This is a genomic window from Streptomyces sp. NBC_00203 (genome assembly GCF_045206325.1).
GTDB lineage: Bacteria > Actinomycetota > Actinomycetes > Streptomycetales > Streptomycetaceae > Streptomyces > Streptomyces lutosisoli.
In genome coordinates, this window is record NZ_CP108126.1 from 3,053,052 (window position 1) to 3,068,616 (window position 15,565).

The window sequence follows — 15,565 nt, forward strand, 5'->3', positions numbered from 1 at the left end:
GCCCGTCAGTCGGCAGCGGCCGGCTCGGCCACACCGGCCGTCGCGGGCCGCGCCTCGTCGGCGTGGTCGAAGCCGCGTACGCGAAGGGCCAGATAGCAGGCGCTGGTACTGATGAGGGCGACCATGACGACCAGCAGGATCCGGTAGTCGATGGTGGCGATCAGCGCGGCACCGGTCGCCACGGACAGCACCTGGGGGGCGGTGGCCAGCATGCTCGCCACCGACGCCACACGGCCCTGCAACTGCGCGGGAGAATTCCGCTGGACCGAGGTGTAGAGGCCGACGACCGCGCCGGGGGTGCCCAGGCCCATCACGAACACGCCCGCCAGGGCCGCGACGATGCCGGGCAGCACCACAATCGCGCAGCCGAGGGCCATCATGCTGAGCCCGCACACGGTCAGCAGCCCCTCCCTGCCCGGCCCCACCCGCTTGAGTACGCGCATGCCGGCCAGGCCGCCGAGCACCGAGCCGATGCCCTTCGCGACGGTGAGCACACCGACGAACGCCGCGCTGCGGTGCAGGCCCTGGTCGGCGATGGCGTAGATCACCGTCTCGATGAAGCCGAAGCCCAGCAGACCGCCGCCCATGGCGATGGACACCGCCCGCAGCCGCGGCGTGCGCGCCAAGTGGCGCAGGCCGGCCATCAGTTCCTGCGGAAGCGTGCCCTCGGGAGGCTTCGGCGCGGGCTCGTCCACCCGGACCGCGAGCACGCTGAACGCGCAGATCAGGAAGGTCACGACTTCCAGCCCGGCCACCATGCGGGGGCCGAAGCCGACGTACAGGAGCGAGCCGATCGCGGGGGCGGCGAGCATGCCGGCCTCCTGCACGGTCCGCATTAGTGCGTTGGTCGGTCCCAGATCGTCGGCGTGTACGAGATTGGTGAGCAGGGCGCTGCCGGCCGCGTTGTGCATGCCGACGCCCAGTCCGATGCCGAACAGCACCAGGTAGAGCAGCCACGCCTGTTGCTCGTCATGGACGAGGAAGGCCAGACAGACCCAGCCCGCCAGAACGAAGTTGAGCAGGGCGATCAGCGGCCGGCGGCGGAAGCGGTCCACGACCAGGCCGAGGAACGGGGCGCCAAGTCGTGGCACCACATAGGCGGCGAAGGCCAGTCCGGCCATTCCGTTCGAACCGGTCAGGTCCTTCATCCAGACGCCGAGGGCGATCCACAGGGCCGCGTCGCCGAACAGCGAGACGCTGGTTCCGGCGATCCACAGCCGGACATCGCGTTTCCCGGGTTTCCGGGCCGCCGGCGTCTCAGTTTCGGTCGGCATGTGCGCTCTCCAGTTCCGCAGTGAGTTGTGCGACCGTCGGGTTGTCGAACACGGTCAGCAGCGGAACGTCGATCCCGAGCCGTTCCTCCAGCAGCGCGCTCAGCCGGGCCGCCACCATCGAATCCCCGCCGAGGTCGAAGAAGTCGTCGTCGGGGCCGATCCCGTCGATGCCGAGCACCTCGTGCCAGGTCTCGCCGACGGTCCGCGCCAGCCCCTCTCTCAGCTCAGACATAGTTCTCCTTGCGTCGCCAGTCGGGAGTCGGTAGCGCGGGCCGGTCGACCTTGCCGTTCGCCGTAACGGGCAGCGCGTCGACGGTCGCGAACACGGTCGGGACCATGTACTCGGGCAGCCGCTCCCGTACGTAGGCACGCAGCGCCTTGCGGTCGAGGGGGCCGGTGGTGGTCACCCAGGCCACCAGCTTGGGGTCGCCGACCAGGTTGTCGCGGACCCCGACGGCGGCCTGGCGCACCTGCGGGTGCGCGGCCAGCAGGTTCTCGATCTCGCCGGGTTCCACCCGGTGCCCGCGCAGCTTGAACTGCCCGTCGATACGGCCCAGGAACTCCAGCACGCCGTCGGCCCGCCGGCGTGCCAGGTCGCCGGTGCGGTACCAGGTCCGGCCGGCGGCATCGGCGACGAAACGCTCCGCCGTCAGCTCGGGCCGCCGCCAGTAGCCGTGCGCGACACCGGCCCCGGCGATCCACAGTTCGCCCTCCGCGTCCCCCGCGTCCTCCGCACCCCCCACGCCTTCGTCGACTGCCGTGCCGGACTCGTCGCGCAGCTCTGCCGAGGCCCCTTGAATGGGTACGCCGATCGGCACCGAGTGCGCGAACTCCTCCTCCGGGGCGATCCGGTGGCACACCGAGAAAGTGGTGGCTTCGGTGGGTCCGTAGCCGTTGACGATCTCTAAGTCCGGAGCGGCCGCCCGGAGTTTGCGCACATGTTCCACAGACAGCACGTCACCTCCGGCCAGCACCACGCGCGCGCCGCTCAACGACTCCGGGGAGAAGTCGATCTGGCGGTGGAACAGCGCGGCCGTCAGCCACAGCACACTGATCCGCCGCTCGCGCAGCAGCACGCCCAGCTCCTGCGGCCCGACCGGAGAGGCGGGCGCCAACTCCAGCCGGGCCCCGTTGAGCAGCGCGCCCCAGATCTCGAAGGTCGCCGCGTCGAAGGCGACCGGCGCGAGGTGCAGCACGCGGTCCTCGGGGGTGAGCGTGACGTAGTTGGGCTCGGTCACCAGATTCAGTACGGCCCGGTGCGGGACCATGACGCCCTTGGGGCGGCCGGTGGATCCCGAGGTGTACATGATGCAGGCCAAGTCCTCGGGCCCGCCCGGGAGTTCAGGCTCCGCCAGGCCCTCGTCCGACGGCTCCGGACGTGCCGCCCCGCCGCCTTCGCGCAGTACGGGCACGTCCTGGTTCTCCAGCAGCGCGGCGCCGGCCGTGTCGCACAGGGCGAGCCTGACCTCGGCGTCGGCGAGGATCCCGGCCAGCCGTGCCGGAGCCTCGCCGAGGTCCACCGGCAGGTACGCGGCACGGGCCTTCAGCACTGCGAGCAGACCCACCACGAGGCCGACCGACCGCTCCAGGCACACCAGGACGCGATCGCCCGCGCGGACCCCGGCCGCGACCAGGTCACGGGCCAAGTCGTCGGAGCGGCGGTCGAGTTCGGCGTAGCTGAGCCGTTCGGCCGCTGTCGCGACGGCGACGGCGTCGGGTCGGAGCGCCACCTGCCGCCGGAACGCCTCGGGGATCGTCACCGGCTCCGGGATCGTCACCGGCCCGTCACCGCCCCGGCGCTCCCCGCGGCGCTCCCGGCGGCGTGGTCGCGGAACAGCCGCAGCCGCTCCTCGCCGACCTGCTGCCGGAGCGCCTGGTCCGTCACGCCCTGCCCCTCGGCGGTGGCCAGGTTGAGCAGGCCGACCTTCCCCTCGTGTGCGTTGAGCTGGACCGAGCGCGTGGCCTCGGGCGCCTCGTGCAGCGGGTAGACGCGCGACAGGGCGGGCACCACCATGCCCAGGCGCATCAGGCGGTTGGCCTCGCATGCCTCGTCGGCGTTGGCTCCGTGGCTGCCGATGATCCGCTTGAGCTTCATCCAGAGGTAGCGGTTGTCGTACGCGTGCTGGTAACCGCTGCTGGATCCGCAGGTCACCACCGTGCCGCCGCGCCGCACCACGTTCACCGAGGTCTCGAAGGTGGCCTTGCCGACGTGCTCGAAGGCGACATGGGGGTCCTCGCCGAGTTCCTTCCGGATGACCGAGCCCAGGGCCTTCCAGGCGGAGCCCGGATCTCCCTCGCCGGTGTCGCCGAGGCCCACGCTGTTGCGGTCGACGACGAGATGACAGCCCAGGCGGTCCATCAGGTCGGCCTTCGCGGTGGAGCCGACGACCCCGACGGCGATACCGCCGGCCTGCCGCACAAGCTGCACGGCGTACGAGCCCAGGCCGCCCGCCGCGCCCCAGATCAGCACGATGTCCCCGGCCTTGATCCGGGCGCCGTTGTCGCCGATCAGCATGCGGTACGAGGTCCCGAGGCACAGGGTGTTGCAGGCGGCCTCCTCCCAGGACAGGTGCGGAGGCTTGGGCACCAGCTGGCTGGCGCGCACCACGGCGAAGTCGCCGAAGGCACCGAAGTTGGTCTCGAAGCCCCAGGCCAGCATGCCGTTGGTCATCATGCCGTCGCGCTGGGAGACCGGGTCCTGCTCGTCGATGTAGGGCGGGTTGACCACCACGCGGTCACCGGGCGACCAGTGCCGCACCGCGCTGCCGACCCGGACGACCACACCGGCCGCGTCGGAGCCGACGACCTGGTAGTCGAGGTCGTGCCGCGCGGTCCAGCGGTCCTGGCGGCCGAACTGCCTGAGGAAGCGGAAGGTGGACACCGGTTCGTACAGGGCCGACCAGACGGTGTTGTAGTTCACGGCGGAGGACATGACCGCCACCAACGCCTCGTCCGGCGCCAGTTCCGGCATGGGCACCTGACCGACGTGCAGTGTGCGGCGTACGTCCTTGTCACCGTGCGCCTCGGAGCCGTGGAACAACTGCTCGTCCGCACGGCGCAGATACACCGCGCGGTAGGACTCCGGAACCTCGCAGGCCATCAGCTCGGCGGGATCGGCGCCGTGCTGAACCGCCTCGATGAGACTCGCCATCTTGATACTCCGGTTCGGGATCGTGGTGCGCCAGTGAGGAGGATCGTGGTGCGTCGGTCGGGAGGATCGGGTGTGCGTCGGTCGGTCGGGACGATCGGGGTGCGCGTCGGTCAGGAAGATCGGGGCGTGGCCGGTCAGGAGGATCGTGTTGTGGTCGGTCAGGACGTGAGTGCGGCCTGCTGGTCGTCGGCGGCCGGACGCATGGCCGCGCAGAGCTGTCCGATGGTGGCGCGCGCACGGACGGCCTCGATGAGGGCGGGCAGTACGTTGCTCCCGGACAGGGCGTCCACGCGCAGCCGGTCGAGCTCCGCCGGGCAGCTGGCGCGGACGACATCTCGCCGCCCCCCGGTGGTGGTGTGCGACTCGGCGAGCAGGAGCTGCCGTTCGGACGCGGACGCGGAGGCGGACGGGGCGGGATCGAGAACGCCCACGCTCGGCCCCGGATCCTGGAAGGCGAGTTCCTCGATCTCCCCCTCCAGCCAGCCGCTGCGGATGCACGCCGCGATGCCGCCGCGGTCCTCGATCCGCTGCAGCCAGCCGTCGACCTCCTTGCCCACCTCGTCGACCAGCCCCTCGACGACGTGGGAGCCGCCGAGCGGGTCCGCGTAGCGGGCGAGATCCGTCTCGTGGGCGAGGATCTGCTGGGTGCGCAGCGCGATCCGGGCGCCCAGCGGCCCCGGTGTCTGCACCGCTTCGTCGAAACTGCACACGTGCAGGGACTGGGTGCCGCCGAGCACGGCCGCGATCGCCTGCACCGTCGCACGGACGATGTTGTTGAGCGGCTCCTGGTAGGCGAGCGCCGACCCGAAGGTGTTGACCTGGGCGCGCAGCTTCATGGCACGGGGCTCCGAGACTCCCCAGCGGTCCCGCATGCGCTCGGCGTACCGGCGGCGGGCGACCCGCAGCTTGGCGGCCTCCTTGAGCAGCTCCATGTCGGTCCCGAAGATGAAACTGAACCTGGACGCGACCGCCTCCGGGGAGTGTCCGCGGTCGACCATCCCGCCCAGATAGGCGTCGACGCTCGCGAGCGCGCACGCCACCTCCAGAGCGGCGTCCGCCCCGGCCTCCCGGGCGTGGCCGCCGGAGATGGAGATGGGGTTGACGCCCGGCAGGGAGCTCATGCAGTACTCGACGACATCAAGGGCGTACCGGACGCTGGTGTCCAGGTCGTAGATGAAGGCCTTGCGGGCGAGGAACTCCTTGAGCATCTCGTTCTGCAGGGTGCCGCGCAGGGCGGCGGGATCGACCCCGGACTCCTCCGCGACGACAATCCACATCGCCAGCAACATGGGTGCCGTGGCGTTGATGGTGAAGGACACCGACACCTGGTCGAGGGGGATCCCCGCGAAGACGGTCCCCAGGTCGTCGACCGTGGCGATGGACACACCCGTACGTCCCACTTCCCCGTCGGCGACCGGGTCGTCGGGATCGAGCCCCAGCTGGGTCGGCAGGTCGAAGGCCAGCGAGAGACCCGTCTCACCCATGCCGAGCAGATACGCGAAGCGCTCGTTGGTGGACTCGGCGCTCCGGAGCCCCGCAAGCTGCCGCATGGTCCACAGCCGCGTGCTGTATCCCCCGGGGTGAAGTCCGGCGTCGTAGGGAAACTCGCCAGGTATGCCCATGGATGTCAGACCTGGGCCGCGTCGCGCTCGCCGTGCTCGTCGTACGCGTCATTCGCATCGTCCGCGTCGTCGATGAGGTCGAGGACGGATTCGGCGAACTCGCTCAGTACGGGGGTCTCGAAGACGTTGAGCAGCGGGATGTCCACGCCGAACCGGGTGCGCAGGGCCGCGACGATGCGGGTGGCGACCAGTGAGTCGACGCCGAGTTCGAGCAGGTTGTCGTCGAGACGGACCTCCGGCAGCTTCAGGATCTCGGCCGTCGTGGACAGCACGGCGGCCTCGACGGCGTCGAGGGTGACCGAGGTAGTTGACATCCCGTCATCCGTTTCTGCCATCCGACGTGCCTGCGCACGCATGGCGAGGTAGCGCGAAGACCCTTGTGGGGATGGGTTTGTGATGTCACCGCAGATGTACGACGTGCCGGCTACGCGCTGCTCGGTGATCCGGAGATCAACTTAGGAGCCCCTACGGGACTCAGCAAGCGTTCCCGGACAGAAAACTCGGCATCAACCTGCCACCGCCAAGTCCCGTGTCCTGAGCGGAAGTTCGTCGCTTGCTCAACAACCCGAGTTCGGCCGCTTTGAGTCCCGCCTCGAAGCGGGTGTTGACATGCAGGGACTTCAGGATCGCGGCGACGTGCCGCCGGTAGGTGCGGACGGACACGTTCATCTGCCGCGCGGCGGTGTCGTCCTTCATCCCGGAGCCGAGCAGTCGCAGGACCTGCGCCTGAGCCGGGTCGAGCACCACGGACCGGGCGGTGTGACAGTGCGGGACCGGCTCCGTGCCGTGGTCCCACAACACCTGCTGGTACTGATGCAGAGCACTCATGGCTTCACCGCGGACCACCAGCCCCAGCGGCTGCCCGTCCCGCGCGAACGCGTACACGACGGCGAGCTCGGTCCCCACAAAGGCCAGGTTGGGCAACGGCCCGGAGGAGACGCGGACATGGGCCCCCTCCGCCGCGACATGCCCCATGACGGTACGGGCGACCGGCTCCGAAGCGGCGGCCTGACCGAGCAGCAGCCGCAGCCCATGCCCGCGCCTGAGGATCTCGTTCCGCACGAGCCGCGACAGTTCCGAAGCCGGCCGACTGACCATCTCGACGGCGAACCGCCCGGTCAGCTGCACGCCACCCTGGTGACGGGGCAGTTCGGCGAGCGCCTGATACAGCACCTCGCAGGCCGTGGCCGGATCGCAGGTCTTGACCAGCTGCCGAGTCCACTGATCACTGTGGTCCGCAGCGTCACCGTGGTCCGCTATGTCACCGTAGTCCGCTATGTCACGGTGTGATTCCCAACGCCGCACGACGTTCCCCCGTCGAGACAGCGAGCCCTGGTGGGACTCGATACGAATCAACTCATTGGTCACCCGGGGCAGTTGTGTCACCCGAGGCAGGCAGTGCGGAGTGTGCACCTCTCGTGGTGCGGGTGTGAGAGTAGCGCGCACATCACTCCGGGCAATGTGACGGCGGTCACATTTTGGATTCCCCTATACGGAAGCTTCGGGAGGCCGTCGCGTCCTATTCATCGCCGCACTCGTGAAAGACGTACTGATCGATGTCGAGCGACGCCCTGGCCGCACCCATCCAGGACAGCAGGTCGGCCCCAAGGAAGATGCCCTTCTGCTGCGGGTCGTCGAGGTCTCTGATCTCCTGAACAATCTCCAGAGAGACAACAGCCTCCCCAGATCCGACAAGTCGCCCGAGGGCGCCGGCGAGCTCCCACCCCCACCCGACGACCACCGGCTCCAGCTCCTCCGGCCGCGCACAGCCTCCCGCCGGCCCGGCATGCCGAATCCAGGTCGCATGCGACCGTGGAGGCGACTGCGGGTGCCGGCGACTTCCGATCGACGCCGACTCGTCGGGCTCCGCTCCCAGCCTCTTGGAGATTTCCTCCGGCTGCAGAGACTGGCTGACCACCCTGAGATACATGCGAAATGCGCTCACGAACCGTCTGGATCCACCTTCCTGACACCGCGGAGCCCACGCGTCCCGCCGGGTCCTCGCGACCGTACCGCCCCGGCCGCTCGGGGAGATCTTGACGAACGCACGTGCTGACCCCGTTTCCCGGAATCGCCCCGCTCCGTGCGACGGACCCGCCGCCCTGCCCCGTAGAGCAGACGACATCAGCTCGCAGGGAGGGGTTCGCGACGTGGCAGGGCACAGAGTCAGAGGCGCGAGGGGTACGGCGATCGCGGTGGCGGCCATGGCGGCGCTGACCGCGTCACAGGCGCCGGGGGCGGTTCCGGCACGGGCCTCCGTACCCCCGCGGCAGGCGCCCGCCGAGCACGGGCCGAGCGTGTCGGGCGACACCCGGTACCGCACCGACCTCCCGCCGCTGCGGGCCCGTGAACGCAAGGGCGGGGCGCCGGTGGCGGGGGCCGCGCTGCCGGCGAGCGTGTTCGCCGCCTACCGGCACGCCGAGGCGGAGCTCGCGCGCACCGCGCCCGGCTGCCGGCTGCGGTGGCAGTTGCTGGCCGCGATCGGCCAGGTGGAGTCCGGGCAGGCGCGCGGCGGTCGGGTGACGGCGGACGGTACGACCGTGGCGCCCATCCTCGGGCCGCGGCTGGACGGCGGCGCCTTCGCCGTCGTGCGGGACACCGACGGCGGCGCGTACGACGGGGACGCGGCCTACGACCGGGCGGTCGGGCCGATGCAGTTCATCCCGTCGACCTGGGCCCGCTGGGGCACGGACGGCAACGGCGACGGGCGGGCCGACCCGGGCAACGTCTTCGACGCGGCGCTAGCCGCCGGGCGCTACCTGTGCGCGGGCGGGCGGGACCTCTCGGACCCGGCCGAGCTGGACCGGGCGGTCCTGGGCTACAACCACTCGGAGGCGTATCTGCGTACGGTCAGGGCCTGGTACGCGTACTTCCTCGAAGGGCATCGGGTGGTGCCGGACAGCTCCGCGAAGGCGTCGGCACGCCCTGAGCCGTCGCGGCCGAACCCCACGCCGAAGCCGACACCGTCGCCCCGCCCCAGTGCCTCCCCGTCCCGGACTCCGTCCGCGCCTGCCTCGCCGTCCCCCGCCGGGTCCCGTCCGGCGAGCGAGGCCCCGGAGACGGAGGAGCCCCAACTCCCCACGCCCGGCGCGGACATCGAACTGCCCGGCGGCGACCTGCTGCCCAGCGACGTTCCGCTGACCAGCAACGGTGTGGATTCGATGGCCTCCTCCCCCTCCACAACCGCGGATACTGGGCGGTAATGTCGCCACCCGCCGGACGGCACAGGACCGGCGGGTGAGCGCAAAGGGGCCCTCATGGCGACGGACATGCCGGACATGCCTGCGGAGATACAGGCGGCCCACGACCGTTGGGAGCGCATGTGGAGCCACCGCGAGCAACTGCTCAAGGTGGCCCGGCGCAGGTCGATGAGCCCGGAGGACGCCGAGGACGCGGTGCACGAGGCGATGCTGCGCGCCGCGGAGCGCCCCGACCTGGACGACGAGCGCCTCGGCGGCTGGCTGACGACCGTGACCATGCGGCTGTGCGTCGACCGGTACCGCCAGGTCAACCGCGAGGCCGAGGTACACCGCAGCCCCACGCTCGCCGCGCCGGGTCCGGTGCCCGTCGAGGAGGCGGTGTGCGACCGGGCCGAGGCCAAGTGGCTGGCCGTGCGCAGTGGGGAGCTGCCCGCGCGCCAGGCCGAGGCGCTCCGGCTGAAGTCCGAGGACCTCGACGTCGGCCAGGTCGCCGTGCGCATGGGGCTGAGCTATCGCACCGTCGAGTCGCTGCTCGCCCGGGCCCGGCGCACACTGCGCAACTCGCTGGCCGGAACGCTGGGCCTCGCCCTGTTCCTGTGGGGGCGCGGCAAGCTGCGCGCGGGCGGACACGCGCAGGCCGTGGCGCTGACCTCGACGGCCGCGACCCTGGTGGTGGCGGGGTTCGTGCTGCCGTACGTCCACGACGGGGACGGGCAAGGCACGACAACTCCCCGTCCCTCCGTGTCCCGCATGGCCCAGGCGACCACGCAGACCGTCCGGCCCGACAGCGCCGGCCGGGTGGCTGCCCCGAACGCCCGTGATCTGTCGGCCGCCTCGGCGTCTCACACAACGACGCCGACGGTGCCGCCCGGCGATCACAACCGGTCGCTGCTGCCGCTGTCGGTGCCACCGCTGCCGGACGCCTCGCTGCCACCGGTGCCGTCCGTCCCCGACGTCCCCCACGTCCCCGGCGTGTCCGACCTGCCGAGCGTGCCCGGCCTCCCCGATCTGTCGGCCACTTCCACGGTCCCGACGGCGCTTCCGGCCCTCCCGAAGGCTCCCGCGACGCCCTCCGCCCCGGTCGACGTACCGACCGCGCCCGCGTTGCCGTAGAACCGCCGGAACACGCACCACCGTAGAAACGCCGGAAAGAGCGCGGCCGCCGACCCGCCGGAAACCCGGCCGCAAGACCCCCGAAAAAAAATCCGCGTCCGTCGCGACGGACGCCCCGCCCCTCCCCGTAGAGCAGATGTCGGAACTGCTCCACGGCCGAAGGGTGGACCGGATGGGTGTCGAGATCTGTGTGGAAGGGCTGACCAAGTCCTTCGGTCACCAGGTCATCTGGCAGGACGTCTCACTGACGCTGCCCGCCGGGGAGGTCTCGGTCATGCTCGGCCCCTCGGGCACGGGCAAATCGGTGTTCCTCAAGACGCTCGTCGGACTGCTGAAGCCGGACCGGGGTTCCGTGAAGGTCGCGGGCCGGGACGTCACCAAGCTGCGCGAGCACGAGCTGTACGAGGTGCGGAAGCTGTTCGGGGTGCTGTTCCAGGACGGCGCGCTGTTCGGCTCGATGAGCCTGTACGACAACATCGCCTTCCCGCTGCGCGAGCACACCCGCAAGTCCGAGAGCCAGATCCGGCGCATCGTGCTGGAGAAGATGGACATGGTCGGGCTGATCGGTTCGGAGGGGAAGCTGCCCGGCGAGATCTCCGGTGGCATGCGAAAGCGAGCCGGTCTCGCCCGGGCCCTCGTCCTCGACCCCGAGATCATCCTCTTCGACGAACCCGACTCCGGCCTCGACCCCGTACGCGTCGCGTACCTCAACCAGCTCATCGTCGACCTCAACGCACAGATCAACGCGACCTTCCTGATCGTCACCCATGACATCGCCTCGGCCCGCCAGGTGCCGGACAACATCGGGCTGTTGTTCCGCCGTGAGCTGGTCATGTTCGGGCCCCGCGAGAAGCTGCTGACCAGCGACGAGCCGGTCGTGCGGCAGTTCCTGAACGGCCGGATGCAGGGGCCGATCGGAATGGCCGAGGAGAAGGACGCCGCGCAGGTCGAGCAGGAGCTGGCCCAGCTCGGCGACGGAGCGCACACAAAGACTCCCGGCAGTCAGGTTCTGACTCCCCGCCTGCTGCCGGGGCCAGGCATCACCCGCCCGCCCCGCTGGGAGGCGATCGCGAGACGCGAGGCCGAGCTGCACCGGAAGGAGGTGGCGGACGCATGAGGCTGTCGCCGACCGGAGCGCTCAGACACTCGGGGAACCTCTTCGCGATGGCGCTGGACGTCGTCCGGACCGTGCCCCGACGGCCGTTCCAGGCGCGGGAGTTCATCCAGCAGGCCTGGTTCATTGCGAGCGTCACGATCCTGCCGACGGCCCTCGTGTCCATCCCGTTCGGCGCGGTCATCGCGCTGCAGATCGGCAGCCTGACCCGGCAGCTCGGCGCCCAGTCGTTCTCCGGGGCCGCCTCGGTGCTCGCGGTGCTCCGGGAGGCCTCGCCGATCGTCACCGCCCTGCTGATCGCGGGCGCCGGCGGCACGGCGATCTGCGCGGACCTCGGGGCGCGGAAGATCCGCGAGGAGATCGACGCCATGCAGGTGCTGGGCATCGACCCCATCCACCGGCTGGTCGTCCCGCGGGTCCTGGCCTCGATGATGGTCGCGGTGCTGCTCAACGGCCTGGTGTCGGTCGTCGGCGTCGCGGGCGGCTACTTCTTCAACGTCGTCCTGCAGAACGGCACACCGGGCGCCTATCTCGCCTCCTTCACCACACTCGCCCAGCTCTCCGACCTGTGGGCGGCCGAGATCAAGGCGCTGGTGTTCGGGGCGATCGCCGCGATCGTCGCCTCGTACAAGGGACTGACCGCGAAGGGCGGTCCGAAGGGCGTGGGCGACGCGGTGAACCAGTCGGTGGTGATCACCTTCATGTTGCTGTTCGTGACGAACTTCGTGATGACCGCCGTGTACTTCCAAGTCGTTCCGCAGAGGGGCTGAGTCATGGCGCTGCTGAATCGCCTGGAGGAACTGGGCAGCCAACTGTCCTTCTACGGCCGCTCGTTGGCGTGGACGGGCCGCACCGTACGCCGCTACAAGAAGGAGATCCTGCGGCTGCTCGCCGAGGTGAGTTTCGGCCGCGGCGCGCTCGCCGTCGTGGGCGGCACGGTCGGCGTCATCGCCTTCCTGTCGTTCTTCACCGGCACGGAGGTCGGCCTCCAGGGCTACGCCGCGCTCAACCAGCTCGGCACCTCCAACTTCGTGGCGTTCCTCTCGGCGTACTTCAACACGAGGGAGATCGCTCCCCTGGTGGCGGGCCTTGCGCTCTCCGCGACCGTCGGCGCGGGCTTCACGGCGCAGCTGGGCGCGATGCGGATCAGCGAGGAGACCGACGCCCTCGAAGTCATGGGCGTGCCCTCGCTGCCGTTCCTGGTGACGACCCGGATGATCGCCGGTTTCGTCGCGGTGATCCCGCTGTACGTGATCGGGCTGCTGTCCTCGTACTTCGCCGCCCGCACCATCACCACCGGCTACTACGGGCAGTCGGCGGGCACCTACGACCACTACTTCCAGCAGTACCTGCCGCCGGTCGACGTGCTGTGGTCCTTCGGGAAGGTGCTCGTCTTCGCCGTCCTGATCATCCTCGTGCACTGCTTCTACGGCTACTACGCGAGCGGCGGCCCGGCGGGCGTCGGCGTCGCCGTGGGCCGCGCCGTTCGCACCTCGATCGTCGCGATCAACGTCCTGGACTTCTTCCTGTCGCTGGCGATCTGGGGCGCCAACACGACCGTACGGATTGCGGGGTGAGCCGTATGAGAGCTACCAGAGTGCTGAGACTGCGGTTGTACGGCGTCGTGTTCCTCGCCGTGCTCGCGCTGCTGCTGTCCCTGTCCGTCGCCGTGTACCAGCAGGTGTTCACCCCGGCCGTACGGATCGAGCTGGAGGCCGACAGCCTCGGCAACCAGCTCGATCCCCGCGCCGACGTCAAGCTGCGCGGGCTACTGGTCGGCGAGGTACGCGCGGTGCACGCCGACGGGACGAAGGCGACGCTCGACATCGCGCTCAAGCCGGAGTACGTCGCGTACATCCCCTCCGACGTGCACGCGCGCCTGCTGCCCAAGACGCTGTTCGGCGAGAAGTACGTCGACCTGGTCGCGCCCGCGCGCTCCTCGGCCAGGCCGATCCGCGCCGGGGACGTCATCACCCAGGACCGCACCCGCGTCGGCATCGAGCTCCAGCAGCTGATGAACGACCTGCTGCCGCTGCTGCGGACCGTGCAGCCCGGCAAGCTCAACGCCACGCTCTCCGCGTTCGCCACCGCCCTCGAAGGGCGCGGCGACCGGATCGGCGACAACCTCACGCGCGTGGAGGACTATCTGCACCGCCTCAATCCGCATCTGCCGTCCCTCACAGAGGACTTCGCGCGGCTGGCCGACGTCGCCGAGGTGTACGGCGACGCGGCCCCCGACCTGATGGCGATCCTGCGCAACACCGTCACCACCAGCCGCACCATCGTCGAGCAGCGGGACCGGCTCGCGTCCGCACTCACCACGACGGCCACCGCCGCGGCCACCGCGGACGACTTCCTCGACGCGAACGGCGACCGGCTGATCACCCTCGGCCGGGTCTCCCGCCCCACTCTCGAACTCTTCGCCCGCTACTCGCCCGAGTACCCCTGCCTCCTCGCCGGCCTGGTGCGCGAGGAGCAGGCGTCCGAGCAGGCGTTCCGCGGCGGCAAGATGCACATCACGCTCGAAGTCGTCCGACAGCAGGCGGCGTACGAGCCTGGTGAGGAGCCGCGTTACGACGACCGGTCGGGGCCCGACTGCCGCGACCTGCCCCATCCTCAGGTGCCCGCACCCGGGGTGCACCTCAACGACGGGTCGAAGAAGGGGAGTTCCTCCAGCCCGCTCGGCGTCTCCGCCACCCGGGCCGAGCAGCGCTCCGTCGGCTCGCTCGTGGCGCCCGTCCTGGGCGTGCCGGCCGACGAGGTACCGCCGGTCACGACCCTGCTGTTCGGACCGCTGGCGCGCGGGACGGCGGTGAGCGTCGCATGAGGACCACGGAGACCACAGAGACCACGAAGACCATGGAGACCGCGAAGACCTCGCGGACCCCTCGGACGCCAGGAGCCCGGCAGGCCGCCGCCCCGCTGATCAAGTTCAGCCTCTTCGCCCTGGTGACGACCCTGGCCACGGCCCTGCTCGCCGCCACCATCGTCAACATCTCCCTCACCCCCCAGCACACGTACCGCGCGGTGTTCAGCGACGTGACGGGCCTGGAGAAGGGCGACGACATCCGGGTGGCCGGGGTACGGGTCGGCGAGGTCGAGGGCATCAGCATCAAGGACCGGACGCTGGCGCAGGTCACCTTCACCGTGGGCGCGGACCGTCCGCTGTTGAACAGCACCGGCGCGGTCGTCCGCTACCGGAACCTGGTCGGACAGCGTTACGTCGCCCTGACCGAGGGCGCGGGAGACGGCACCCGGATGAAGCCCGGCGCCACGATCCCGCTGTCGCGCACCCAGCCCGCACTGGACCTCAACGCGCTGCTGAACGGCTTCAAGCCACTGTTCGCCGCGCTCAGCCCGCAGGACGTCAACCAGCTCGCCACCGAGATCATCCGGACCCTCCAGGGCGAGGGCGGCACCGTCAACAGCCTGCTCGCGCACACGGCTTCGCTCACCACGACGCTGGCCGGCCGCGACAAGCTGATCGGCTCGGTGATCGACAACCTCAACACCGTACTGGGGACGCTGGACAAGCGCGGCGCCCGCTTCTCCGGGCTGCTCAAGCAGCTGCGTCGGGTGATCTCGGGGCTGTCAGCCGACCGCAAGCCCATCGGGCAGTCCCTGGTGGGCATCGGCGACCTGACGGACGCCACCTCGGGGCTGCTCAAGGACGCGCGTCCGCCCCTGAAGGACGACATCGCCGAGCTGACCGATCTCACCGGAACGCTGAACAAGAACGAGAACACCGTGGAGGGCGTGCTGAAGCGGCTGCCGAACAAGCTCAACGCGCTGACCGGGACGGCGTCCTACGGCTCGTGGTTCAACTTCTACCTCTGCGACTTCGACGGCCGGATCGTGCTGCCGAAGACGAAGCAGGTGCTCACACCGGAGCTCCACGTGGCGAGGGCGAGGTGCGGCGCATGACCAAGCATTTCCTTCCGCGCCGGACCCGTAAGCGCCGCCCGGAGCCGCTGGTCAAGGTCCGCATCGACCCGCCGAAGCTGCCGAAGCTGCCGAGAATACGGCTGCTTCCGCGCCGGGCACCGCGCCCTCACCGCCCGGAACCGCTGGTCAAAGTCCGCATCGACCCA

The 15,565-nt window shown here is 70.4% G+C and carries 15 protein-coding genes; 7 read left to right on the top strand and 8 right to left on the bottom strand.

All coding sequences use genetic code 11. The features are described 5' to 3' along the window. Positions 1–5: 5 nt before the first annotated feature. The 8 genes from OG975_RS13940 to OG975_RS13975 form a co-directional block, all read right to left on the bottom strand. On the bottom strand, positions 6–1,274 hold the full coding sequence (locus OG975_RS13940) for an MFS transporter (RefSeq protein WP_406329430.1): 1,269 nt from the start codon (positions 1,272–1,274) through the stop codon (positions 6–8). After that, positions 1,258–1,506, bottom strand: a complete 249-nt coding sequence (locus tag OG975_RS13945) for a phosphopantetheine-binding protein (protein WP_406329431.1) — start codon at positions 1,504–1,506, stop codon at positions 1,258–1,260. The genes OG975_RS13940 and OG975_RS13945 overlap by 17 nt, the downstream gene beginning before the upstream one ends. After that, positions 1,499–3,052 (bottom strand): amino acid adenylation domain-containing protein, encoded by a 1,554-nt coding sequence (locus OG975_RS13950; RefSeq protein ID WP_406329433.1) that lies wholly within the window; start codon positions 3,050–3,052, stop codon positions 1,499–1,501. Before OG975_RS13950 ends, OG975_RS13945 begins: the two co-directional genes overlap by 8 nt. Next, entirely contained in the window at positions 3,049–4,425 is a 1,377-nt protein-coding gene (gene ccrA / locus OG975_RS13955; RefSeq protein ID WP_406329434.1) for a crotonyl-CoA carboxylase/reductase, read from the bottom strand. Before ccrA ends, OG975_RS13950 begins: the two co-directional genes overlap by 4 nt. 158 nt (positions 4,426–4,583) lie before the next feature. Continuing rightward, positions 4,584–6,047 (bottom strand): methylmalonyl-CoA mutase family protein, encoded by a 1,464-nt coding sequence (locus tag OG975_RS13960; RefSeq protein WP_406329436.1) that lies wholly within the window; start codon positions 6,045–6,047, stop codon positions 4,584–4,586. Between the two features lie 5 nt (positions 6,048–6,052). Further along, positions 6,053–6,361 carry a phosphopantetheine-binding protein gene (locus OG975_RS13965; RefSeq protein ID WP_327428262.1) on the bottom strand — a complete coding sequence of 103 codons (309 nt, stop codon included), beginning with the start codon at positions 6,359–6,361 and terminating at the stop codon, positions 6,053–6,055. A gap of 160 nt (positions 6,362–6,521) precedes the next feature. Beyond that, the gene (locus tag OG975_RS13970; protein WP_406329438.1) at positions 6,522–7,352 is read right to left on the bottom strand and encodes a response regulator transcription factor; all 831 of its coding nucleotides are present in this window, start codon (positions 7,350–7,352) and stop codon (positions 6,522–6,524) included. 214 nt (positions 7,353–7,566) lie between these two features. Further along, entirely contained in the window at positions 7,567–7,992 is a 426-nt protein-coding gene (locus OG975_RS13975) for a DUF4279 domain-containing protein (protein ID WP_406329440.1), read from the bottom strand. A gap of 205 nt (positions 7,993–8,197) precedes the next feature. Between OG975_RS13975 and OG975_RS13980 the strand changes: the two genes are divergently transcribed. From OG975_RS13980 to OG975_RS14010, 7 genes are all read left to right on the top strand, one after another. Then, positions 8,198–9,250 carry a lytic transglycosylase domain-containing protein gene (locus OG975_RS13980; protein WP_406329442.1) on the top strand — a complete coding sequence of 351 codons (1,053 nt, stop codon included), beginning with the start codon at positions 8,198–8,200 and terminating at the stop codon, positions 9,248–9,250. A 54-nt stretch (positions 9,251–9,304) separates the two neighbouring features. Then, on the top strand, positions 9,305–10,360 hold the full coding sequence (locus OG975_RS13985; RefSeq protein ID WP_406329443.1) for an RNA polymerase sigma factor: 1,056 nt from the start codon (positions 9,305–9,307) through the stop codon (positions 10,358–10,360). 172 nt (positions 10,361–10,532) lie between these two features. Next, positions 10,533–11,477 carry an ABC transporter ATP-binding protein gene (locus OG975_RS13990; protein ID WP_406336259.1) on the top strand — a complete coding sequence of 315 codons (945 nt, stop codon included), beginning with the start codon at positions 10,533–10,535 and terminating at the stop codon, positions 11,475–11,477. Further along, a complete protein-coding gene (locus OG975_RS13995) occupies positions 11,474–12,244 on the top strand; it encodes an MlaE family ABC transporter permease (protein ID WP_406329445.1) in 771 nt (256 codons plus the stop codon). The genes OG975_RS13990 and OG975_RS13995 overlap by 4 nt, the downstream gene beginning before the upstream one ends. Before the next feature lie 3 nt (positions 12,245–12,247). Further along, positions 12,248–13,051, top strand: coding sequence for an MlaE family ABC transporter permease (locus tag OG975_RS14000; protein WP_399078646.1), 804 nt, complete (start codon positions 12,248–12,250; stop codon positions 13,049–13,051). Between the two features lie 5 nt (positions 13,052–13,056). Beyond that, positions 13,057–14,301 (top strand): MCE family protein, encoded by a 1,245-nt coding sequence (locus OG975_RS14005; protein WP_406329446.1) that lies wholly within the window; start codon positions 13,057–13,059, stop codon positions 14,299–14,301. Positions 14,302–14,333: 32 nt separating this feature from the next. Further along, a complete protein-coding gene (locus OG975_RS14010; protein WP_406336260.1) occupies positions 14,334–15,398 on the top strand; it encodes an MCE family protein in 1,065 nt (354 codons plus the stop codon). The last annotated feature ends 167 nt before the right edge of the window (positions 15,399–15,565 follow it).

Bases quoted from the DNA above. Each gene is read 5' to 3' on its own strand.
- OG975_RS13995 (WP_406329445.1), top strand. From the start codon at position 11,474: ATGAGGCTGTCGCCGACCGGAGCGCTCAGACACTCGGGGAACCTCTTC.
- OG975_RS13965 (WP_327428262.1), bottom strand. From the start codon at position 6,361: ATGTCAACTACCTCGGTCACCCTCGACGCCGTCGAGGCCGCCGTGCTG.
- OG975_RS14005 (WP_406329446.1), top strand. From the start codon at position 13,057: ATGAGAGCTACCAGAGTGCTGAGACTGCGGTTGTACGGCGTCGTGTTC.
- OG975_RS13940 (WP_406329430.1), bottom strand. From the start codon at position 1,274: ATGCCGACCGAAACTGAGACGCCGGCGGCCCGGAAACCCGGGAAACGC.
- OG975_RS13945 (WP_406329431.1), bottom strand. From the start codon at position 1,506: ATGTCTGAGCTGAGAGAGGGGCTGGCGCGGACCGTCGGCGAGACCTGG.
- OG975_RS14010 (WP_406336260.1), top strand. From the start codon at position 14,334: ATGGAGACCGCGAAGACCTCGCGGACCCCTCGGACGCCAGGAGCCCGG.
- ccrA (WP_406329434.1), bottom strand. From the start codon at position 4,425: ATGGCGAGTCTCATCGAGGCGGTTCAGCACGGCGCCGATCCCGCCGAG.
- OG975_RS13960 (WP_406329436.1), bottom strand. From the start codon at position 6,047: ATGGGCATACCTGGCGAGTTTCCCTACGACGCCGGACTTCACCCCGGG.
- OG975_RS13990 (WP_406336259.1), top strand. From the start codon at position 10,533: ATGGGTGTCGAGATCTGTGTGGAAGGGCTGACCAAGTCCTTCGGTCAC.
- OG975_RS13985 (WP_406329443.1), top strand. From the start codon at position 9,305: ATGGCGACGGACATGCCGGACATGCCTGCGGAGATACAGGCGGCCCAC.
- OG975_RS14000 (WP_399078646.1), top strand. From the start codon at position 12,248: ATGGCGCTGCTGAATCGCCTGGAGGAACTGGGCAGCCAACTGTCCTTC.